22 protein-coding genes are annotated in these 21,285 nt (G+C 71.5%); 15 read left to right on the forward strand and 7 right to left on the reverse strand.

All coding sequences use genetic code 11. The features are described 5' to 3' along the window. Positions 1 to 21 precede the first annotated feature (21 nt). The gene (locus OG456_RS27370; protein ID WP_266565466.1) at positions 22 to 1,023 is read left to right on the forward strand and encodes a DUF3068 domain-containing protein; all 1,002 of its coding nucleotides are present in this window, start codon (positions 22 to 24) and stop codon (positions 1,021 to 1,023) included. Here OG456_RS27370 and hrpB read toward each other — a convergent pair. Continuing rightward, positions 1,013 to 3,535: an ATP-dependent helicase HrpB gene (gene hrpB / locus OG456_RS27375; protein WP_266565468.1), complete on the reverse strand. Its 2,523-nt coding sequence runs from the start codon at positions 3,533 to 3,535 to the stop codon at positions 1,013 to 1,015. The genes OG456_RS27370 and hrpB overlap by 11 nt on opposite strands. Positions 3,536 to 3,602: 67 nt before the next feature. Then, positions 3,603 to 4,415 (reverse strand): class I SAM-dependent methyltransferase, encoded by an 813-nt coding sequence (locus OG456_RS27380; protein ID WP_266569450.1) that lies wholly within the window; start codon positions 4,413 to 4,415, stop codon positions 3,603 to 3,605. A gap of 354 nt (positions 4,416 to 4,769) precedes the next feature. Between OG456_RS27380 and rpsA the strand changes: the two genes are divergently transcribed. After that, positions 4,770 to 6,278 (forward strand): 30S ribosomal protein S1, encoded by a 1,509-nt coding sequence (gene rpsA / locus OG456_RS27385; protein WP_266565470.1) that lies wholly within the window; start codon positions 4,770 to 4,772, stop codon positions 6,276 to 6,278. A 102-nt stretch (positions 6,279 to 6,380) separates the two neighbouring features. On the opposite strand, the gene OG456_RS27390 is transcribed toward rpsA, so the two are convergent. Further along, positions 6,381 to 7,346, reverse strand: coding sequence for a right-handed parallel beta-helix repeat-containing protein (locus OG456_RS27390; protein ID WP_266565472.1), 966 nt, complete (start codon positions 7,344 to 7,346; stop codon positions 6,381 to 6,383). Positions 7,347 to 7,563: 217 nt separating this feature from the next. On the opposite strand from OG456_RS27390, the gene OG456_RS27395 reads away from it, so the two are divergent. The 5 genes from OG456_RS27395 to OG456_RS27415 all read left to right on the forward strand — a co-directional run bounded on the left by OG456_RS27395 (position 7,564) and on the right by OG456_RS27415 (position 11,724). Further along, entirely contained in the window at positions 7,564 to 9,174 is a 1,611-nt protein-coding gene (locus tag OG456_RS27395; protein ID WP_266565474.1) for an FAD-dependent oxidoreductase, read from the forward strand. Between the two features lie 99 nt (positions 9,175 to 9,273). Continuing rightward, a complete protein-coding gene (locus OG456_RS27400) occupies positions 9,274 to 10,212 on the forward strand; it encodes a PAC2 family protein (protein ID WP_266565476.1) in 939 nt (312 codons plus the stop codon). A 41-nt stretch (positions 10,213 to 10,253) separates the two neighbouring features. Next, positions 10,254 to 10,856: a dephospho-CoA kinase gene (gene coaE / locus OG456_RS27405; protein WP_266565478.1), complete on the forward strand. Its 603-nt coding sequence runs from the start codon at positions 10,254 to 10,256 to the stop codon at positions 10,854 to 10,856. 13 nt (positions 10,857 to 10,869) lie between these two features. Continuing rightward, on the forward strand, positions 10,870 to 11,253 hold the full coding sequence (locus OG456_RS27410) for a DUF3592 domain-containing protein (protein ID WP_266565480.1): 384 nt from the start codon (positions 10,870 to 10,872) through the stop codon (positions 11,251 to 11,253). Positions 11,254 to 11,355: 102 nt separating this feature from the next. Beyond that, a complete protein-coding gene (locus tag OG456_RS27415; protein ID WP_116502684.1) occupies positions 11,356 to 11,724 on the forward strand; it encodes a tetratricopeptide repeat protein in 369 nt (122 codons plus the stop codon). Between the two features lie 31 nt (positions 11,725 to 11,755). Here OG456_RS27415 and OG456_RS27420 read toward each other — a convergent pair whose 3' ends face one another. After that, positions 11,756 to 12,043 (reverse strand): DUF6343 family protein, encoded by a 288-nt coding sequence (locus OG456_RS27420; protein WP_266565482.1) that lies wholly within the window; start codon positions 12,041 to 12,043, stop codon positions 11,756 to 11,758. 248 nt (positions 12,044 to 12,291) lie between these two features. Between OG456_RS27420 and OG456_RS27425 the strand changes: the two genes are divergently transcribed. The 3 genes from OG456_RS27425 to OG456_RS27435 all read left to right on the forward strand — a co-directional run bounded on the left by OG456_RS27425 (position 12,292) and on the right by OG456_RS27435 (position 14,469). Next, positions 12,292 to 13,236, forward strand: a complete 945-nt coding sequence (locus OG456_RS27425) for an acyltransferase domain-containing protein (RefSeq protein ID WP_266569451.1) — start codon at positions 12,292 to 12,294, stop codon at positions 13,234 to 13,236. Positions 13,237 to 13,244: 8 nt separating this feature from the next. After that, on the forward strand, positions 13,245 to 13,922 hold the full coding sequence (locus tag OG456_RS27430) for a bifunctional 2-polyprenyl-6-hydroxyphenol methylase/3-demethylubiquinol 3-O-methyltransferase UbiG (protein WP_266565484.1): 678 nt from the start codon (positions 13,245 to 13,247) through the stop codon (positions 13,920 to 13,922). A gap of 97 nt (positions 13,923 to 14,019) precedes the next feature. Beyond that, a complete protein-coding gene (locus OG456_RS27435) occupies positions 14,020 to 14,469 on the forward strand; it encodes a DoxX family protein (RefSeq protein WP_266565486.1) in 450 nt (149 codons plus the stop codon). A 38-nt stretch (positions 14,470 to 14,507) separates the two neighbouring features. Here the strand turns inward: OG456_RS27435 and OG456_RS27440 are convergent, their stop codons facing one another. Continuing rightward, positions 14,508 to 15,050: an RNA-binding S4 domain-containing protein gene (locus tag OG456_RS27440; protein ID WP_266565488.1), complete on the reverse strand. Its 543-nt coding sequence runs from the start codon at positions 15,048 to 15,050 to the stop codon at positions 14,508 to 14,510. A 131-nt stretch (positions 15,051 to 15,181) separates the two neighbouring features. On the opposite strand from OG456_RS27440, the gene OG456_RS27445 reads away from it, so the two are divergent. From OG456_RS27445 to OG456_RS27450, 3 genes are all read left to right on the forward strand, one after another. Further along, the gene (locus OG456_RS27445; RefSeq protein ID WP_323136357.1) at positions 15,182 to 15,478 is read left to right on the forward strand and encodes a hypothetical protein; all 297 of its coding nucleotides are present in this window, start codon (positions 15,182 to 15,184) and stop codon (positions 15,476 to 15,478) included. A gap of 93 nt (positions 15,479 to 15,571) precedes the next feature. Beyond that, positions 15,572 to 15,706, forward strand: a complete 135-nt coding sequence (locus tag OG456_RS50540) for a hypothetical protein (protein ID WP_323136358.1) — start codon at positions 15,572 to 15,574, stop codon at positions 15,704 to 15,706. Further along, positions 15,703 to 17,235, forward strand: coding sequence for a YfcC family protein (locus OG456_RS27450; protein ID WP_266565490.1), 1,533 nt, complete (start codon positions 15,703 to 15,705; stop codon positions 17,233 to 17,235). Before OG456_RS50540 ends, OG456_RS27450 begins: the two co-directional genes overlap by 4 nt. A gap of 30 nt (positions 17,236 to 17,265) precedes the next feature. Here the strand turns inward: OG456_RS27450 and OG456_RS27455 are convergent, their stop codons facing one another. After that, entirely contained in the window at positions 17,266 to 17,697 is a 432-nt protein-coding gene (locus OG456_RS27455; protein ID WP_266565492.1) for a (2Fe-2S) ferredoxin domain-containing protein, read from the reverse strand. Between the two features lie 141 nt (positions 17,698 to 17,838). On the opposite strand from OG456_RS27455, the gene OG456_RS27460 reads away from it, so the two are divergent. Beyond that, entirely contained in the window at positions 17,839 to 18,621 is a 783-nt protein-coding gene (locus tag OG456_RS27460) for a nucleotidyltransferase family protein (RefSeq protein ID WP_266565494.1), read from the forward strand. Here OG456_RS27460 and OG456_RS27465 read toward each other — a convergent pair. Next, positions 18,576 to 19,205: a 2'-5' RNA ligase family protein gene (locus OG456_RS27465; RefSeq protein ID WP_266565496.1), complete on the reverse strand. Its 630-nt coding sequence runs from the start codon at positions 19,203 to 19,205 to the stop codon at positions 18,576 to 18,578. The genes OG456_RS27460 and OG456_RS27465 overlap by 46 nt on opposite strands. A gap of 206 nt (positions 19,206 to 19,411) precedes the next feature. Here OG456_RS27465 and OG456_RS27470 point away from each other — a divergent pair, with 206 nt between their 5' ends. Beyond that, positions 19,412 to 21,277: an FUSC family protein gene (locus OG456_RS27470; protein ID WP_266565498.1), complete on the forward strand. Its 1,866-nt coding sequence runs from the start codon at positions 19,412 to 19,414 to the stop codon at positions 21,275 to 21,277. Positions 21,278 to 21,285 lie beyond the last annotated feature (8 nt).

Raw genomic sequence — 21,285 nt, forward strand, 5'->3', positions numbered from 1 at the left:
CCCGCCGAGGAGGCCGCCGCGATGCGCCGCAAGGCCAGCCTGATCCTGCTCGCCCTCGCCGTGTTCTGCACGGCGATGTCCCCGCTGATGCGCTGGTACGCGTTCCCGCGCCTCGCGAAGATCCCGGCCGGCCAGTACCAGAACGCCGTCCTGGAGGCCAAGAACCCGACCCTCCTCGACTACGGCTCGATGCAGTCGAAGAAGGTCCCCAAGGTCACCGTCGTCCAGACGCTCAAGGGCAATGTGGAGGCCTCCGAGCAGGTCGAGAAGAGCGCGGGCCGCGACGTCGTCGTCTGGGACTCCCTCTCCTACATCGTCGGACCCGACGGCAAGATGGTCTCCCAGGTCCCCGAGCGCTACGTCTTCGACGCCCACAGCCAGGCACCCGTCCACCCCACGGGCAAGTACGCCGAGACCGTCGACGGCGACAAGGTCAGGCGCGACGGCATCGAGTTCAAGTGGCCCTTCCTCACCGAGAAGCGGGACTACGAGTACTACGACGCCCAGGCCCGAGTCACCCGGCCCATCCACTACAAGGGAACCCGGACGTTCCGCGGTCTGAAGGTCTACTACTTCGAACAGACCATCCCGTGGATGAAGGTCCCCCTCCCCAAGACGATGCCGGTCAAGGGCATCACACCGGAGTCCGTCGCCAAGACCGGCACCACCCGCTGGTACACCACGGTCCGCAAGTTCTGGGTCGAGCCGGTCACCGGAGCTCCCGTCTACGGCGAGGAGATCCAGCACAACGAACTCCGCGGCGGCACGCTCCTGGGCGGCCGGGACAAGGTGACGGTCTTCGCCGGGCACGTGAAGATGCGCGAGGACTACATCAGGTCGACGGTCGACCTCGTCAAGTCCAACCGCGTCCTGGTCGTCCTGCTCACCTCGACCCTGCCGTGGGGCTTCCTGATCCTCGGCCTGCTCCTGCTCGCGCTCTCCCTGTGGCTGGAGGCCCGCAGCCGCCGTCCGGGCGAGCCCGAGGCCGCCCCGGAGCACGAGCCGCAACCCGTCAGCGCCTGAGCCGCGCGCTCGTGTGCCGCGTCGGGACCGCGCCCGCCGGATCCTCGGGCCACGGATGCTTCGGGTACCGGCCGCGCAGCTCGGCGCGCACCGCCCGGTACCCCTCGCGCCAGAAGGAGGCGAGATCCGCGGTCACGGCCGCGGGCCGCCCCGCGGGGGACAGCAGATGCACCAGGACCGGCACACCGGCCACACGCGGCGACTCGTGCAGCCCGAACATCTCCTGCAACTTCACGGCCAGTACGGGCTGTTCGGGGTTCGCGTAGTCGATCCGGATCCTGGACCCGCTCGGCACCTCCAGCCGCTCCGGGGCGAGCTCGTCGAGGCGGGCCGCGTCACCGCTCGCCCAGGGAAGCAGCCGCCGCAGCGCCTGCCCCGCGTCGATCCGGCCCAGATCGGACCGGCGCCGCGCCTTGCCGAGCTCCGGCTCCAGCCACTCGTCCACGCGCGCGTGCAGCGCGTCGTCCGACACGTCGGGCCAGGGCGCGCCCAGCGTGCGGTGCAGGAACGCGAGTCGCTCCCTCAGCTCCCCGGCCTCCCGTGACCACCGCAGCAGCCCGAACCCCTCCCGCCGCAGCCCCTCCTTCAGCGCCTCCCGTACGAGAGCGGGGGCGGCCTCCTTCAAGGGACGCACGGCGAGTTCCACCGCGCCGAGGCGCTCGACGTGCCGCGCCACCAACGCCCCGTCGGCCCACGCCACTTCGTCCCCCTCGGTGCGCAGCGGAGCGGCGGCCCGCAGCGCGACCTCCTCGTCCACGACCGCGGCGAGCCGCACGCGCGCGTGCCCGGCGCCCACGGGCCGGTCGGCGACCGCGACGGCGATCCACGGCGCGCCCCGCAGCCGTGACCCGTCCGCGAGCGCGGCCCGCGTCCCGGACACCATCAGATACTCGCCGTCGCTCCCACGCCCCACCCGCTCCGGAAAGGCGAGCGCGGCGACGATTCCGGCGACCCGGTCCTCGGACAGGTCCCCGGGAGCGTCCTCGCGCGCCGGGGTCTGCCCGGCGGCCGCCCCCGTGAGCCGCCGCACCTCCGTCTTCCAGCGCGCGGCGTACGCGTCGGCGCCCCGGCGCGCGGTGCGCCACGCGGCGGCCAGGTCGTCGCCGTAGTCGCGGGGCGGCTCCTCGCTCAGGAGGGCGACCACCTCGGCCGCGCGGCGCGCACCCACCACAGGGGTCGCATCCAGGAGAGCGCGGGCCAGGCGCGGATGCAGGCCGAGGCCCGCGAGGCGGGCGCCGCGCTCCGTGGCCCGGCCCGAGTCCGCCTCGACCGCCCCGATCGCCGTCAGGACGGACCGGGCCGCCGCCATCGCCCCGGCCGGCGGCGCGTCCAGGAGCGCGAGGCCCGAGGCGTCCGGATCGCCCCAGCACGCCGCCTGCAACGCGAACGCCGTCAGATCCGCCACCTTGATCTCCGGCGCCGGGAACCGCGCCAGCCGCACGTCCTCCGCCTCCGTCCAGCACCGGTACACCACCCCGGGAGCCTCGCGACCGGCACGCCCCGCCCGCTGCCGCCCCGCCGCCTGCGAGGCCCGTACGGTCGTCAGGGCGCTCAGCCCGCGCGCGTGGTCCACCCGGGGCTCCCGCGCAAGGCCCGAGTCCACGACGACCCGCACACCGGGCACCGTCAGCGACGACTCGGCGACGGACGTGGCGAGCACCACCCTCCGCCGCGCGCCCGCCGAGAGCACCGCGTCCTGCACCGCGGCGGGCGCCCGCCCGTGGACCTGAAGCACGTCCACGTCACCCAGCCCGCCCAGCTGCCCGGCCACGCGCGCGATCTCACCGACTCCCGGCAGGAAACACAGCACATCCCCGCCGTGTTCGCGCAGCGCTCGCCGCACCACCGACGCCACGTGCGTGAGCAACGCCGGGTCCACCCGCATCCCGTGCGGCGGCCGCACCGGACGCGCGGGCGGCGCCCATGCCGTCTCCACGGGATACGAGATTCCCTCGGCCTCGACCACGGGCGCCCCGCCGAGGAGCCGCGCCCACCCCTGCGCGTCCGTCGTCGCCGACGCCGCCACCAGCCGAAGCTCGGGCCGCAGCGCGTCGCGCACGTCGCACAGGAACGCCGCTACGGTGTCCGCGTCCAGATGCCGCTCATGGACCTCGTCGAGCATCACGACATCCACTCCGGTCAGCTCCTGGTCGCGCTGGAGCCGTTGCAGGAGCACACCCGTCGTGACGACCTCCACGCGCGCGTGGCGCCCCATCACCCGCTCCCCGCGCACCGTGTAGCCGACGCTCTCGCCGGCCTTCTCGCCCAGCAGCCACGCCATCCGCCGTGCCGCGGCCCGCGCCGCGATCCGCCGCGGCTCGGCGACGACGACCCGCCGCGCGGGCCCGTCACCGACGAGCCCGGCGAGCACCAGCGGCACCAAGGTCGTCTTGCCGGTCCCCGGTGGCGCCACGAGAACGGCGCTGCCCGGCGCCGCGGGCCCGTCGAGGGCATCGCGCAGGCCGGGCAGCGCACTGCGTACAGGCAGGTCCAGAGCGTCGTTGCGGATCACATGCTCAGTCTCTCCCTGGGTGCACCCCGGCCGGACGGTGGGGGACTTCGGCCGGGGGAGTCCCCCTCTAGCTTCGCTCGCAGACGAAGATCGCCGTGCCGGGGATCAGGTTTCCGCGCAGCGGGGACCAGCCGCCCCACTCCTGCGTGTTCCACGCGGGCCACTGCGGCTCGACGAGATCCACCAGGCGGAAACCGCCGGCCACGATGTCACGCACCCGGTCACCCACCGTCCTGTGGTGCTCCACGTATACGGCGCGTCCCTCGTCGTCCTGCTCCACGTAAGGGGTGCGGTCGAAGTAGGAGGCCGCTACGGACAGGCCCTCCGGACCCGGCTCGTCCGGGAACGCCCAGCGGATCGGATGCGTCACCGAGAACACGAACCGGCCGCCGGGCCGCAGCACCCGGTGCACGTCCCGGAGCACCCGCACGGGATCGGCGACAAAGGGGAGCGCGCCGTACGCCGAGCAGGCCAGGTCGAACGAGCCGTCCGCGAACGGCAGCGCGCCCGCGTCCGCCTCCACGAGCGGCACCGCGCCGCCGTCGATACGCAGGGCGTGCTGGAGCTGCCGGTGGGAGAGGTCGAGGGCGACGGGGTGCGCGCCCTGCGCGGCGAGCCAGCGCGAGCACTGCGCCGCGCCCGAGCCGATCTCCAGAATCACCTTGTCCTTCAGGTCCTCCGGCGGGCCGAGCAACTCGGCCTCCACCTCGTCGAGGCCCTCGGGCCCCCATACGAAACGGTCGTCCCCGAGGAAGGTGCCGTGCTCGACCTGATAGTCGTCCGCGTTCCGGTCCCACCAGCCACGATTGGCACGGGAACTCTCCGTGACGTCGGCTTCGCGCCGGGTGGCTTCGGGCTCGGACGGTTCGGGCTCTTGGATGATGGGCTCCCTAGTCGTACTCTTCCGTTCAACCCGTCGCGGCGGAGTGCCGAGCGGCCCATGTGGCCTCGTGCGACAGGTTTTGTGCCGGGTATGCGGCGTTTCACCCCGGGTGTGCGCCTTCGCGCATTGACCCTGTCCGGCTGCCCCCGTATGCTACAAGTTGCGCTGCGAGCCTGCGCTCCTCAGACATAGCAGGCTGCGCTCGCATCTGTATGTATGTCCCCTCGGTTATCGAGGCGCTCCCTTCGGGAGTGGCGCTTCCTGAGCTGTCCGGCCTTCTGCAGTGCGATCACGGGCTCCCGGCGTAGCAGTACCTACGACTTCAATGTCCGTACCGGAGCCCTTACCCACATGACGAGCAGCACCGAGACCACCGCCACCACTCCGCAGGTTGCGGTCAACGACATCGGTGACGAGGACGCATTCCTCGCCGCGATCGACGAGACGATCAAGTACTTCAACGACGGTGACATCGTCGATGGCGTCATCGTCAAGGTAGACCGGGACGAGGTTCTCCTCGACATCGGTTACAAGACCGAAGGCGTGATCCCGAGCCGCGAGCTCTCGATCAAGCACGATGTCGACCCGAACGAGGTCGTCAAGGTCGGCGACGAGATCGAGGCCCTGGTTCTCCAGAAGGAGGACAAGGAAGGCCGTCTCATCCTGTCCAAGAAGCGTGCGCAGTACGAGCGCGCCTGGGGCACGATCGAGAAGATCAAGGAAGAAGACGGCATCGTCACCGGTACCGTCATCGAGGTCGTCAAGGGTGGACTCATCCTCGACATCGGCCTCCGTGGCTTCCTGCCGGCCTCCCTCGTCGAGATGCGCCGCGTCCGCGACCTCCAGCCCTACGTGGGCAAGGAGCTCGAGGCCAAGATCATCGAGCTGGACAAGAACCGCAACAACGTGGTCCTGTCCCGCCGTGCCTGGCTCGAGCAGACCCAGTCCGAGGTCCGTCAGACGTTCCTCACGACCCTGCAGAAGGGTCAGGTCCGCTCCGGCGTCGTTTCCTCGATCGTCAACTTCGGTGCCTTCGTGGACCTGGGTGGCGTCGACGGTCTCGTGCACGTCTCCGAGCTGTCCTGGAAGCACATCGACCACCCGTCCGAGGTTGTCGAGGTCGGCCAGGAAGTCACCGTCGAGGTCCTCGACGTCGACATGGACCGCGAGCGTGTCTCCCTGTCGCTGAAGGCGACGCAGGAAGACCCGTGGCAGCAGTTCGCCCGTACGCACCAGATCGGCCAGGTCGTCCCCGGCAAGGTCACGAAGCTGGTTCCGTTCGGTGCGTTCGTCCGCGTGGACGAGGGCATCGAGGGTCTGGTCCACATCTCCGAGCTGGCCGAGCGCCACGTGGAGATCCCGGAGCAGGTCGTCCAGGTCAACGACGAGATCTTCGTCAAGGTCATCGACATCGACCTCGAGCGTCGCCGCATCAGCCTCTCGCTGAAGCAGGCCAACGAGGCCTTCGGTGCCGACCCGTCGACGGTCGAGTTCGACCCGACCCTGTACGGCATGGCCGCGTCTTACGACGACCAGGGCAACTACATCTACCCCGAGGGCTTCGACCCCGAGACCAACGACTGGCTCGAGGGCTTCGAGAGCCAGCGCGAGGTGTGGGAGAACCAGTACGCCGAGGCGCAGCAGCGCTTCGAGCAGCACCAGGCTCAGGTCATCAAGTCCCGCGAGGCCGACGCCCAGGCCGAGGCCGAGGGTGCTGCCGCTCCGGCCGGCGCCCCGGCTGCGTCCGGTGGTGGCGGCGGCGGTTCGTACTCCTCGGAGTCGGACGATAGCTCCGGCGCGCTTGCTTCGGACGAGGCGCTCGCCGCGCTCCGTGAGAAGCTGGCCGGTGGTCAGAGCTGATCTGAACCCTCCGGGGTTCGGTAAGTAGTTGAGCGGGCTCGCACCCTTTGGGTGCGGGCCCGCTTCTCTGTGTCCGCCGACGTTCGCGTCCGCCGACGTTTCCTACTCGGTGACCGGTACGTTCGTCAGGCCCTTGCCGCCTGTCACCGTGTTGCTTGCGTACACCGTCGTCCCGCAGCTTCCGCCGGCGTTCGTCACGTTGATCGCCAGTTGCTTGTCGCCGGTCGCGCCGCGCAGATCCGACGTGTTGGAGCGGAAGACCGTGCCGCACCCCCAGCCGGACTGCTGGGTGTGGGTCTCGTAGCCGTTGTTCGTGGTGGCGATGCCCTTGTTGTTCTCGACCAGGACGTCATTGCCCTTCACGTCGACCCAGGAGTCGTCGAAGTTGGCCCCGGTCAGGCCGCTGCCGTCGAACGTGTTGCCGACGATCCGCGCGCCCGTCGTGCCCTCCTTGATGTCGACGTTCTCGCCGCCGACGTCCGGGCCGATCGTGTTGCCGGTGATCTGGATACGGTCGCTCTTGTCGGAGGTTCCGCCGGCCGTGCCGACGTAGACGCCCTCGCCCATGCCGCGGCCGTCGTTGCCGGTGTCGTAGATCCGCGAGTTCCTGATCGTCCCGTCCGTGCTGGAGTTGCGGAAGTGGATACCCTCCATGTCCAGCCCGTGGACGGTGACCGTGTCGGCGACGACGCCCTTCGCCGAGTCGATCATGATGCCCTTCTGGCCGCCGGTGACGGTGATGCCCTGGACCGTCCAGTACGAGGCGCCGCTCAGATGCAGGCCGTAACCGCCGCCCGCCTTGAGGACCGCCTTCGCGGAGCCGGTCAGGGTGATGCGCGAGCCGGAACTCGCGGCGATCGACGTCTTGAAGTTGCCCGTGTACGTGCCGTCGGCGAGATGGATCGTGTCGCCGGGCGCGGCCGCCGTGAGCGCCGACTTGAGCTGGGCCGTGGTGGAGACCTCGATGACCTGAGCGGCTCCGGCGGCAGGCGTCGCGAGGGCCGTGGCGGCTCCGGCGACGACCGCGGAGGCGGTGAGGGCGGGCAGGAGCGCGGAACGGATGCCCATGGGGGGGTGCCTTCCCGTCGGTTCGTGCAAAGAATGTTTTTGTACATGAACTCTGGGTGCAGACATGAACGTAGGGGTCTGACGTGGCTACGTCAAGGTCTGGACCAGGGGGGTGTGCGGGGAGGGAAACGTGGGAGATACACGAGTAACTCCTGTGCCGTAACAGGCCGTTGCAAGGATCCCCGGATCACTCAAGATCGTGAGGGGAGCCGTCAGCATGGCAGTACAGCAGCGACCGGAGGCGGGCTCGAGCCGCCGAGCCTTCCTGCGCAACGTCGGGGTGAGCGGTGGTGCGGGCGCGATGTTCGCCACCATGGGAGCCCTCGGCCTCGCCCCCACCGCGCAGGCCGCCTCCCGCGAACAGGCCTACAGCGCACCGAAGTCGGGCGACTTCACGCTCACCGGCCGCGGCGCCGCCAAGGTCGTCGTCGTGGGCGGCGGCATCGCCGGACTCGCGACGGCGTACGAACTCGGCAAGGCGGGCTACGACTGTACGGTCCTGGAGGCAAGGGAGCGCACCGGCGGCCGCAACTTCACGGTGCGCGGCGGCGACAGCACCGTCGACCTGTACGGCAACCGGCAGACCGCGCGCTTCGCACAGGGCCAGTACCTGAACGCCGGGCCGGCGCGGCTGCCCCAGTGGATGGTCACCCTCGACTACTGCCGCGAACTCGGTGTCCCCGTCGAGGTGTTCACGAACACGAACGCCGATGCCTATCTCTACAACGAGTCCGCCGGCATGACCGCGCCCGTGCGCTACCGCACCGCCAAGGCCGATGTGTACGGCTACGTATCGGAGTTGCTCGCCAAGGCCACCGACAAGGGCGCCCTCGACAAGGAACTCACCGCCTCGGACCAGGACCGCCTCATGGAGTTCCTCAAGGATTTCGGGGACCTCGGCGACAAGCTCGCCTACGAGGGCGGAGAGCGCCGCGGCTACAGCACCGTCCCGGCCGCCACCGGGACACCCGGAGTGATGCTCGGCGACGTGCCCTCCGCGTCGGACGTGTTCGCCAGCGGCGTCGGGCGGTACTTCTCCTTCGAGTTCGGCTTCGACCAGGCCATGCTGATGTTCCAGCCCGTGGGCGGCATGGACCAGATACCGAAGGCGCTGACGCGCGCGATCGGTGCGCACAAGGTGCGTACGGGAGCCGTCGTCAGCAGGATCACTCAGACGGCGGGCGGAGTCACCGTCACCTACACGCAGGGTGGCAGGACGAGGGCCGTCGAGGCCGACTACTGCGTCGGCGCGCTGCCGCCCAACATCCTCGCGAAGATCCCGCACAACCTCGGCTCAGGCGTGCAGTCCGCACTGGAGGCCATCACCCCACAGTCCGCGGGCAAGATCGGCCTGGAGTACCGGTCCCGCTGGTGGGAGCTCGATCACAAGATCTATGGCGGCATCACCGAGACCGACCTCGACGTCACCCACATCTGGCACCCCTCCTACGGCTTCCACGGCGAGCGCGGCGTACTCGTCGGCTACTACAACTACGACGGCGACGCCGACTCGTACGCGAAGCTCACACCGGGCGAGCGCGAGAAGCGTGCCGTGGCCGCCGGCGTGAAGATCTACGGCGAGAAGTACCGCACCGAACTCGCCTCCTCCTTCTCGCATCACTGGCGCCAGACCCCGCACCTCGAAGCCGCCTGGCACGACACCCCCGGCGGACCCGACGACCCCCGCTACAAGCCGCTCAACGAACCCACAGGCCGCGTCTACTTCGCCGGGGACTGGCTCAGCTACACCGACGCATGGCAGCACGGGGCGTTCACCTCAGCCCGCCGGGCAGTCACCAGGCTCCACACGCGCGTGCTGGCCGCGTAGGGACACACGGCAGGTAAGAGGTGTCTGTGAGGGGCGCGGGAGGGAATGCCCGCGCCCTACCGCGCGTTCCCCTAAGGAACACGAGGAGGAGCGGTCACAGTGCTTGATCCGCAGGGTTTGTACGCATGGGAGCCGAAGGGCCTGGCCGTGGTGGACATGGCGCTCGCCCAGGAGTCGGCCGGACTGGTCATGCTCTACCACTTCGACGGATACATCGACGCGGGTGAGACCGGCGACCAGATCGTGGACCGGGTCCTCGACTCGCTGCCCCACCAGGTCGTGGCGCGGTTCGATCACGACCGGCTCGTCGACTACCGGGCCCGCCGCCCGCTGCTCACCTTCCGGCGCGACCGCTGGACGGACTACGACGTGCCCGCCCTTGAGGTGCGGCTCGTCCAGGACGCCACGGGTGCGCCCTTCCTGCTGCTCTCGGGCCCCGAGCCCGACGTCGAGTGGGAGCGTTTCGCGGCCGCCGTGAAGGAGATCGTCGAGCGGCTCGGCGTGCGCCTCGCGGTCAACTTCCACGGAATCCCGATGGGTGTCCCGCACACACGGCCCGTCGGCCTCACGCCGCACGGCAACCGGACCGATCTCGTCCCCGGCCACCGCAGCCCCTTCGACGAGGCGCAGGTACCCGGCAGCGCGGAGTCCCTCGTGGAGTACCGCCTCATGGAGGCCGGACGCGACGTACTCGGTGTCGCCGCGCACGTTCCGCACTACATCGCGCGCTCGCCGTACCCGGACGCCGCGTTGACCGTCCTCGAAGCCATCACGGCGGCGACCGGCCTGGTGCTGCCCTCGGTGGCGCACGGGCTGCGCACGGAGGCGCACCGCACGCAGACGGAGATCGACCGGCAGATCCAGGAGGGCGACGAGGAACTCGTCTCGCTCGTCCAGGGACTTGAGCACCAGTACGACGCGGCGGCGGGTGCCGAGAGCCGCGGGAACATGCTGGCCGAACCGACCGACATCCCGTCCGCCGACGAGATCGGCCTCGAGTTCGAGAAGTTCCTGGCCGAACGCGAGGGCGACGCATAGGGGCTGTGGTCAGCGACGGGGCCCTCGCCTAAGCTGCCCGCATGCTGAAGGTGGGTCTGACCGGCGGAATCGGCGCCGGCAAGAGCGAGGTGTCCCGGCTGCTCGTGGAGCACGGGGCCGTATTGATCGACGCCGACCGCATCGCGCGAGAGGTCGTGGAGCCCGGAACTCCCGGACTCGCCGCGGTCGTCGAGGCGTTCGGGAGCGAGGTGCTCGCCCCGGACGGCTCGCTGGACCGGCCGGCGCTCGGCGCGATCGTCTTCGCCGACGCGGACCGCCTCGCCGTCCTCAACTCGATCGTGCACCCGCTCGTCGGCGCCCGCTCCGCCGAACTCGAAGCCGCCGCCACAGGTGACTCCGTCGTCGTGCACGACGTACCGCTGCTCGCCGAGAACGGCCTGGCGCCGCTGTACGACGTCGTGGTCGTCGTCGACGCGAGCCCCGAGACCCAGCTCGACCGCCTCGTGCGCCTGCGCCGCATGAGCGAGGAGGACGCCCGCGCCCGCATGGCCGCCCAGGCCACCCGCGACAAGCGCCTGGAGATCGCCGACATCGTGATCGACAACGACGTACCGCTCGACGAGCTGCACCGGCGGGTCGGCGCCGTCTGGGCGGACCTCGCGCAGCGGGCGGCCGCGGCCTAGAAGGGGGACGGGCGTGGTCGTACTGGCGGCGTTCACCTTCCTCGGCGGCCTGGTGGCGATCCTCGCCGGGGCGTACGGGCTGCGGCGGACCCGGCGGATCAGCGAGGCCGGACGGGTCACCCAGGCACTCGTGAAACCTCCGCAGGCGGGTTCCGAGCGGCCCCTGCTGCAGTTCGAGACGCACGACGGCCGCGTCGTCGAGGTGCCGTCCCCCGCGCCGCCCACCCGGCGCCTGCCGCTGCCGGCGGGCGGCCTGGTCGGTATCGCGTACGACGTCGACGACCCGCGCGAGACCGTGCTCATCGGCGGCGAGCGGCCCGCCCTCGACTGGGTGTTCGTGGCCGCGGGCGTGGCGCTGGCCGTGCTCGGCGCGGTACTCGCGGTGACGGGGCGCTGAGCCTTCGGCTCGGTCGGACGTACGTACGTCAGGGTGTTACGGGGGAGGAATAGGGCTGACAGTCCACGCCGTTGACGTGGATGACGAAGGAGGGAGACCGCTGTGCCCCACTCCAACCCGGAGACACACGTCATCGACTTCCGCGCCGCTGAGCAACTGCTCGCGGCGCGTGACCCACGAGGTGCGGTGAAACTGCTCGACCCGGTCATCGCGGCCCACCCCGAGAACACGGCGGCGCGGCTGCTGCGCGCCCGCGCGTTCTTCGCCGCGGCCCAACTGCGCGCGGCCGAGCTCGAGTTCACCATCGTCCTGGAGCGCGAGCCGGACAACGCGTTCGCACACTTCGCGCTCGCCCGCACCTATCAGCGTGCGGCGCGGCCGGACCAGGCGAGGCGCCACTTCCGGCTCGCCGCGGCGCTCGATCCGCAGCCGGACTACGTGGCCGCGGCCGCTTTCGACGACGCTCCGTGAGGCGAGGCCCCCTGGGGAGTTTCAGGGCGGTCTAGGGCTTGTCGTCCGGGGGATGGTAGGGCGGTACGTGCGGGGGATCATAGGGCGGTACGTCGGGGCCCGGCTGGTAGTGCGGGCCCTGCCGGATGTGGCGGGTGATCACGAACAGGTCGACGGTCACGATCAGCCACAGCACCCCGCACGCGAGCGCCCACCACGGGCGGTCCGTGAGGATGAACGCGACCGTGCCGAAGATCGACCAGGCCAGACCCCAGATGCTGAGCCACAGCCGGGCGCGCAGAGCACTGCGCGCGGTCACCGGTTCACTGCCCGTACGCATCTTCACCGCCTCCGCCCGTGAAGAGGTGCCCCTTCCAGGGTGCCTCTTCACGGGCGGAGGCGTCGGGTGCGTCCGGACTCTCGCGCGGCGCACCGTTCCCTGGAATGGTGAGGTGGTTTCCGGTCGGTGGAGTGCGGCCGCCGGCGTTCGGCCGGCGGAGGGGAGGACGCGTGCTGGACGGGCGGAAGAGCGGTGAGCGGCTCGCACGGTGGGTGGAGGCGCTCGACGGGCAGGAGCGGGCGGAGGCCTTGATCCCCGACGCGGAGGACCTGCCCGAGGTCCTCCTCGACCTCGGGGTCGCCCACGAGGACATCAACGAACTTGTCGCGCTGCGCCCCCGGGCGGCCGACGATCCCGGGGTGCGCGATCTCCTGGAGCGGGCCGTGGGCGCCGTCACCCGGGACATGGGCACGGTCGGCGGAAGCCCCCACTTCCCGTCCCCGCCCGACGGCGGGGACCTCCTCGAACGCTGCTTCTCCGTGTACGTCTACGTCGCCGCGCTGCCCGCCACGCGCGCGTACCACCGCGGTCTCGGCGTACCGGACGACGTCTCGCGGCGCACCCTCGCCGACCTCGGACGACACATGGCCGTCCACCGCAGGCGGTACGGCAGTTGCGGCATCCACGCGGTCTCCTGGCTCGGCCTGCACTTCCATGGGGAGCTCTACCAACTGGGCCGGCTCCAGTACCAGCGGGCCCTGCTCGGCGGGCGCTCGGGCGACGGTGTCGCCGCGGCCGGTCTGCAGCTGACGACGGGCGACCCGTGCGTCAGCCTCCATATCCCGGATTTCCGGGGCCCGCTGTCCCCGCAGGCGTGCGACCGGTCTCTGGCCCTGGCCGGGGAGTTCTTCGCGCGGCACTATCCCGAGGAGCGCTACGAGATCGCCGTGTGCCACTCCTGGCTCCTCGACCCCCAGCTGAAGGAACATCTGCCGAAGGACTCCAACCTGGTGCGCTTCCAGGAGCGGTTCCGCACGGCGTGGGAGAACACCGAGCCGGACGACGGAGTCCCCGTGGGGTTCGTCTTCGGCGACCCCGCCCTCCCCGTCGAGGACCTGCCGCGCCGCACGAGCGTCGAGCGGGCCGTCGGCGACCATCTGCGGCGCGGCGGGCACTGGTACGGAGGGCATGGCTGGTTCCTGTTGCCGTGGTCGGGAACTGCCGCCCAGGGACGGCTCGTTGAAGGGGCATGAGCCTTGAGATGCGTGAGGGATACGGAGGGACGGGACCCGGCGCCATCACGCCGGACGGCTGCGCGGTCGATCTGTACGCGCGCCTGCCCGTAAGGGAAGAGCCCGACATCATCGCCGCGGCCGTGCCCGCGGGAGCGAGCATTCTCGAACTGGGCAGTGGCGTCGGCCGGATGACCCACCCCCTCATCGAGCGCGGCTTCACGGTCACGGCCGTGGACGAGTCCGCCGAGATGCTGGAGCGCGTGCGCGGGGCGCGGACGATCTGCTCGCCGGTCGAGGCGCTGGACGCGGGAGGGACGTTCGACGTGGTGCTGCTCGCGTCGTTCCTCGTGCACGCCGGGGACGTGGCGGTGCGGCAGGGGATGCTCGACACGTGCCGGCGCCATGTGGCGGACGGGGGCTGCGTACTGATCCAGCGCGAGGGCCCGGACTACCACACGAACCTGCCGCGCGAGCGTGTGGACCCGAGCGGTTTCACGGTCCGCATCGTGTCCGCGGAGCCCGTCGGGGACGGGGTGAACTCGGTGCGTGCCGAGTACGAGTTCCCCGACGCGGCCTGGACGCACACGTTCCTGGCACGGCCCCTGACGCGTGAGCAGTTCGAAGAGGCCCTCGCCCAGGCCGGGTTGAAGGTCGACCGGTATCTCACGGACGACCAGGTGTGGGTGCGGGCAGTGCCTGCATAAAGGTGCCGGGCGACCGATGAGTTGCCTGGGGTGCGGCCGTCTACCTCTGTGACAGCCGGACAGCAAGGCCCGGCGCCGACTCACCGAGGAGCACCCCATGTCCGAGACCACCGCCCCCGTCGCGACCGCCGCTTCCGCCACCGCCGCCCCGGCCGTCGGCAGGGCCCGCGCCGCCCGCATCGCGCTGCGCACGCTCACGGTGCTGCTCGCGCTGTTCTACGGCGTCGCGAGCGCCCTGCCCAAGCTGATCGCGCACCCGTCGGCGGTCGAGTCGTTCGACACGATGGGGTGGGGGAGCGCGGCGATGTACATCATCGGCGTCCTCGAACTGGCGGGCGGAATCGCCCTGTTGGTGCCGGTGCTCTCCGGGGTCGCCCCGATCGCGCTGAGTGCGCTGATGGCCGGGGCGTTCGTCGTGCAGATGTCCTACTTCGACGGGGAGAACGCGGCGACGCCGCTCATCCTGATCGTCCCGCTGGCGCTTCTCGCGTGGACACGGCGCCGGAGCAACGCGGATCTGGTCCGCCTCGTCAAGCGCCGGGCGTGATCCGCGCGGCCGGAGGCTGACCCCGTCGACGTACGGGGTCAGCCTTTTTCGCGTCGGTCCGCGTGATCCTGCGCCGGGGGTACGGGGCCCGCGCCGAACGTCGCGCGCAGCCGGTCCATGTCCCTGCGGTCCCGCTTCGTCGGGCGGCCCGCGCCGCGGTCGCGGATGGCCACGGGGGCGACGGCGGCGCGCGGCGGGGGCGGCGGGCTGTTGTCCACGTAGCACTCGACGGCGACAGGGGCGCCCACGCGCTTGCGGATCAGGCGCTTCACGATCACGACCCGCTCGTGCCCGCCGGCCTGCCGCACCCGCACCTCGTCGCCCACGCGCAGGTTGTACGCGGCCTTCACCCGCTCGCCGTTGACCTTCACATGCCCGCCCCGGCACGCCGTCGCGCCCGCCGAGCGCGTCTTGGCCAGCCGCACGGACCAGATCCAGCTGTCGATCCGCACGCTCTCACCGGCGCCGGGACCGGCCGCCCGCGCCGCAGCCGCCGCGTTCGAAGCCGTGTCCGCACCAGTACCCGAACCAGTACCCGAACCGGAATCCGAGGCGGTGTCCGAAGCAGTATCCGAAGCCATGCCTCGACCTTAGTCCCGGATTGCCCCGATCCGGCGAGGCACCCGGACGCCACACGCCACCCCGACGGATAATCCGGACAAAATGCCATGTGTTTCAAGGGCAGTCACGGACAGTGAGGGGTGCGGACGCCATGGACCTGCAAGCCGAAGTCGACGGCCTGATGGACGGACTCCGCGCCGATCTGGAGCGGCTCGCCGCCATCCCGTCCATCGCCTTCCCCGGCTTCCCGGCCGAACCCGTGCGGGAGGCGCACGACCTGCTGGTCGGGCTGCTCGGGGACGCCGGTGTCGACCGCGTCGAGCGGATCGACCCGCCCGGCACCGCCCCCGTCGTCTTCGGCGAGATCCCGCCGCCGACGCCGGACGCGCCGACCGTCCTGCTCCACTCGCGCTACGACGTCCGGCCCGCCGGTGACGAGAAGCTCTGAACGTCCCCGCCCTTCGAGCCGGCCCCCGTCGAGGGCGGACTGCGGGCGCGCGGCATCGCCGACGACAAGGCGAACGTCATCGCGCACCTGAGCATGCTGCGGGCCTTCAAGGGCCGCCCGCCCCTCGGCGTCGAGACCGTCTTCTCCGAGCTGCGCAGTACCGTCGTCGCGATGTGCGCGTTCGTCCGCGAGTACGCCGCCGGCTTCCGCGCCGGAACCGCCTCATGAGTGCGCCCACCGACACGGAGGCGCCCCAACAGCCGCAGCCGACAGGCAAGTTCACCTTCCCGAGTGCCCTGACCGTCCTCGCGATCGTCACGATCGCCGTCTGGGCGCTCGCCTTCCTCATCCCCTCGGGCCGGTACAACCGCGACGACTCGGGCGCCCCCGTCCAGGGCACGTACCACCGCGTCGACTCCGGGCAGTCCTTGGTCGACCGCCTCGACGACCTGTTCCTGTCCCCGGTCAACGGCCTCTACGGCATCCAGGACACCAAGACGTCCCTGGTGGCCCCCGACAACACCGGCGACCTGTACGGCAGCGCGGGCGTCTTCCTCTTCGTGCTCGCCATCGGCGCCTTCATCACCGTCGTCTTCGCGACCGGGGCCCTCGACCGCGGCATCGGAAGACTCGCCCACCGGCTGCGCGACCGGGGCGCGCTGCTCATCGCGGGCGTCATGGTGGTCTTCTCGGTCCTCGGCACCGTCGAGGGCTTCGCCGAGGAGACCCTCGGGTTCTACGGCCTGGTCGTGCCGTTGATGCTCGCACTCGGCTACGACCGCATGACCGCCGTCGGCGCGATCATCCTCGGCGCGGGGATCGGGGTGCTGTGCTCGACGGTCAACCCGTTCGCCACCGGCGTCGCCTCGTCCGCCGCCGACATCTCGCTCGGCGACGGCATCATCCTGCGCTTCCTCATGTGGATCGTGCTGACCGCCGTCACGGTCACCTACGTCATCCGCTACGCGAAGCGCGTACAGACGGACCCCGAGCGGTCCCTGTCGGGGTTCCTGCCCGGGGACCGCGACCAGGAGGAGGCCGAGGCCCACGCGGTCGAGGTGCCGAAGCTGACCGGCCTGCACAAGGCGGTCCTCACCGTCACCGCCCTCGTGTTCGCCTTCATGATCTTCTCGGTCGTGCCGTGGTCGAGCGCCCTCACCGGGAAGGCCGATGCGACGCCGTACGGCTTCGAACTCGGCTGGTCATTCCCTCGGTTGGCGGCACTGTTCCTCGTCGCGGCCGTGCTCGTCGGCGTCGTGGCGCATCTGGGGGAGCAGAGACTCGGCTCGACGATCATCCAGGGCGCGGCCGACTTCATCTCACCCGCGCTCGTCATCCTGCTCGCCCGCGGAGTCACCGTGATCATGAACAACTCGAAGATCACCGACACGGTCCTGCACTCCATCGAGGGCGTCGTGAAGGGCACCTCGTCCGGCATTTTCGCGATCATCGTCTTCGTCGTGAACCTGCCGCTCGCCTTCCTCATCCCCTCGACCTCGGGCCACGCCACCCTCGCGATGCCGATCCTCGCGCCGCTCGCCGACTTCGCGGGCGTCTCGCGCGCGGTCGTCGTCACCGCGTGGCAGGCCGCCAGCGGCTGGATGAACCTGTGGGTGCCGACCACGGCCGTGACGATCGGCGGCGTGGCTCTCGCCAAGGTCGGCTACGACAAGTACCTGCGCTTCATCTGGCCGCTGCTGGCCATCCTGTTCGTGCTGATCTGCGGGTTCGTGGCGGCGGGGGCGGCGTGGACGTGACGGGTACGCGTTCCTTCGGGCCTTCGGCCGTCAGCGGCGCGTGCGGCGGCGGGTCCGTTCACCGGGGGTCTCGATGAACTGGAGCTCCAGGGCGGCCGGGGCCGCGGCGATCCCGGGGCCGCCCGCCTCGGCCCAGCGCAGGATCTCGTCCGTCGCGTCGTCGCCCATCGACCAGCCCACCCACGCCGGGCGTCCGCCCCGCCGCCGGCCCTCGCCCGACGGCTGCACCACCATGACGTTCGCCTGGTCGCACGGGCCCAGACAGTCCGTCACCCGCACCGCGACCGCCCCACCGGACGCGGCGGCCGCGGCCCGCAGCCGCTCCAACTGCCACGCGTGGTCATAGCCGGGGTACTTCGCCGTGTTGCCGCAGCAGCAGCCCCTGCACACCACGAGGGTGCAGGGCCGGGTGCGGGCGGCACCGATCACGGAACGGGTGGGTCGGGCGGGTCGAGCGGGCACAGAACTCCTTGTCCGGGCGGGCACAGAACGCGTTACGTACCGAGCGATTCTCCGTCATGTACGCGTCCGCCCCCAAGTACGTGCCCCGGGCGCCCCGTAATGGAGTCGCCTGTCCTCGCGCACCGTCGATAGCGTGGCCCCATGCCCGCCGCGCACGAAGTCATGACCGATCGCGTCTTCCTCGGCCACGTCGCCGACCGGCTCGCCGCACTACCAGGTGTGCGCGCCGTCGCGCTCGGCGGATCGCGGGCCCAGGGCACTCAACGCCCCGACAGCGACTGGGACTTCGCGATCTACTACCGGGGTGGTTTCCAGCCGGACGACCTGCGGGGCGTCGGGTGGGAGGGGGAGGTCTCCGCGATCGGTGGGTGGGGCGGCGGGGTCTTCAACGGCGGGGCCTGGCTGACCGTCGACGGGCGGCGCGTCGACGTCCACTACCGCGATCTCGACGTGGTGGAAGGGGAGTTGACCGAGGCCGAGCGGGGGCGCGTCCGCTGGGAGCCCCTGATGTTCCATCTGGCCGGGATCCCGACCTACCTCGTCGTCGCCGAGCTCGCCGTCAACCAAGTGCTGCGCGGTTCGGCGCCCCGGCCTGACGGCTACCCCGCGGCGCTGCGGAAGGCGGCCCCCGAGATGTGGTGGGGACGCGCCCTGGGCACGCTCCAGTACGCCAAGGCCAACAACGCGCCCCGGGGCGGCAGGGCCGAGGTGCACGGAGCGGTCGCCGTGGCCGCAATGTCGGCCGCCCACGCCGTACTCGCCGCGCGCGGCGCCTGGGTCACCAACGAGAAGCGGCTCCTGGAGCGCGCGGGGCTGCTGGGCGTGCACAGCCTGCTTGCAGGGGCATCGGGCGACCTGGCCGACGTGGTCGACCGGACTCAGCTCCTCCTGGAGAGCGCCGTCGATTCCGCGCGCAGGAGCTGAGCGGGCGACGCCGGCCGTACAGGCCGGGCGGGCGGGATCAGGGGTGCAGGCTGCGCGGGTGAGCGCCCCAACTTGTACACCGCCCTGTCCTCCCACACCCGCCCGTCCGTCACGATCAGGTGCACCGACCCGACGCGCGCCGTCACCGGCAGCATGGGTCGCAGTTCCCGCTCCAGCGCGTCGTACGCCGCCTCGTACGTCCCGGGTCCCTCGTCGTTCGCGAGCGTGAGGTGGGGGTCCAGACCCTCCGGCCCGAACACGCCCCGGTAGGGGACCGCCTCCGGCCAGCGCTCCCGCAAGGACTTCGTGAGGGCGTGGACGGGGTCCTCGGGGGCGGGCGGGAGATAGAGGACACCCGGGTAGCGGCGGAACTCCGCGAACGTCAGGTCGAACGGGTCCCGGTCCGCGAACAGCGCCGACAACTCGGCGTGGACCTCCGGCATGATCCGCGCGGCGGGGAGAAAGGGGTACAGCACCGTGATGTGGGCCGGGAACGGCGCCCGCACGAAGGCGTCCGCCTCCGGGATCCGAATCGTCAGGGCCGTGTCGCCGGGCACGTCCGGCCAGCCGTCCTCGCTGCTCACGGCGCGCAATCCTGCCATGGCGCCACCCGGGTGACCTGCGCCGGGCCCGTTCCGAGGAGTTCCCGCACGAAGTCCCGCACATCGTCACATCGTGGAAACGCGCACGTACCTTTCCCTCCGGATACGCCACCTATCGTTGACGCATCAGCCCAGGCCGACGTCGTCCCGCGGCACACCCCCGCCCCGGACCCGCCGACAGGAGCACCGTGCGCACCATCCTCCACCCCCTTCCGCCCTGGCTAGGCCACGCATTGCGCGCCCAGCGCGGCCCCGTCCCATGGAGCGCCGTCGTGCGCGGCGCACTCGCCGCCGGGCCGCTCCTCGTCGCGGCCCTGCTCGCAGGCCGTCCCTCCGCCGGGGTGCTCGCCGCGCTCGGTGCCATGTTCGCGGGAATCAACGACCGGCCCGGCAGCCGTCGCGCCGCGGTGCCCCGGATCGGGGTCCCTGCCCTGGTCGGTGCGGGCGGACTGGCCCTCGGTACGTGGGTCGGCGCGCATGCCGGTTCCGTCGCGCTGGTCGGCGTGTTCGCGCTGCTCGGGTTCGCGGGCGGCGCCCTCAGCGCCGTCGGGCCGATCGCGTCCGCCTGCGGAACACAACTCCTCGTCGCCGTCGCGATCGGTGCGGGCATGCCGCTGCCGGAGGCCGGCTGGCAGCGGGCCCTGCTGTTCCTCGCGGGCGCAGGCTGGCTCCTCGTGCTGCGCGGCGTGCTGCCGTCGCCGAGTGCGGCAGGTGCGTACCGTTTCGACGGTGAACGCGCAGCCGTCGCCCAGGTGTACGCGGCCGTCGCCGGGCTCGTCGACGCGGCGGGCTCACCCCGGGCCACCGCACAACGCGCCGCTCTGACCGCCGCGCTCGATCACGCGCAGGACGCCCTGTCCGGACCGCGTCTGCGCCGGTTCGCGGGCTCCCGTGAAGAGCGCCGCCTCCATGCGCAGTACGCCGCCGCCCTGCCGCTCGGCGAGGCGGCCACCGCCCTCGCCTGGGCGGGAAGCCCCCTCCCTGCCCGCGCGTCGGAGGGCCTGTGGCGCCTCGCCGACGCCGTCCGCACCGCGCAGCCGTGCGGCCCGCTGCCCGCACCCGCCCGCTCCGACGCGGCCCTGCGCGCGCTGGACGAGGCACTGCTGCACGCGGCCGTGGCCTTCGACGGACCCGTACGTGTCCGGACCCGTAGCGCCCAGGTCCCTGTCACCGTGAGTGCCACCGGCCTCGACGGCCGGCCGCGTGACGCCGGGCACCAGCCGCTGCACACCCGCCCCCGCACCCCCGTCACCGCCCTGCGCAGAGTCGTCGGCCCCGCCGGGCGCGAGTACGGGATCCGGGTGGCGCTCTGCTTCGGGGCCGGTGCCGCCGTCGCCCAGCTCCTCCACAACGCCCACTGGTACTGGCTGCCCGCGACCGCCGTCTTCCTCGTCAAGCCGGACCTCGGGCCGCTCGCCTCGCGCGTGCTGTGCCGGGCGTTCGGGACGGTGTTCGGAGCGGCGCTCTTCGCGGGGCTCGCTGCACTGCTGCCCGGCCCCGCCGGGCCCGTCGCGCTCGTGGTGCTCGGCGGCGCGCTGATTCCCGTGGGCACACGGCACTTCGCCGCCCAGACTGCCGTCGTGACCGTCTTCGTGCTGTCCCTCGTGATGGTGGGCGGAGAACCACAGATGGCCCTGGCCCGGATCGGGGAAACGCTGCTCGCGTGCGCGATCGTGCTCTTCGTGGGCCACCTGCCGCTGCCTGTGCCGGGCCGTGGCGGCGGTGCTGTCCGTATGCGCCTGACCACCGCCGGCGAGGCCGCGCAGGCCTACGTTCTCCATGTGCTCAGCGGGTCCGACGACCGCGCCGGACGGTGGACGCTGCGCCGCGAGGCGTACCGCGCACTCGCCGAGGCGCGCACCGCGATCGACCTCGCCGCCGCCGAACTTCCCCCGCTCGCCCGGCACACGGCCGGCACGGAGGACGTAGCCGTCACCCTCGAAGCCCTCGTCGACACGACCACGTCCTGCGCCGTGCACCTTGACGACACGGGCCGCGTCCCGGAGCAGCACGCCGAACGGATCGACGCGCTGCTCGCGGAACTCACCGCCTGAGAAAGAGA

This window comes from Streptomyces sp. NBC_01446, from assembly GCF_026340095.1.
GTDB classification, from domain to species: Bacteria; Actinomycetota; Actinomycetes; order Streptomycetales; family Streptomycetaceae; genus Streptomyces; species Streptomyces aureus.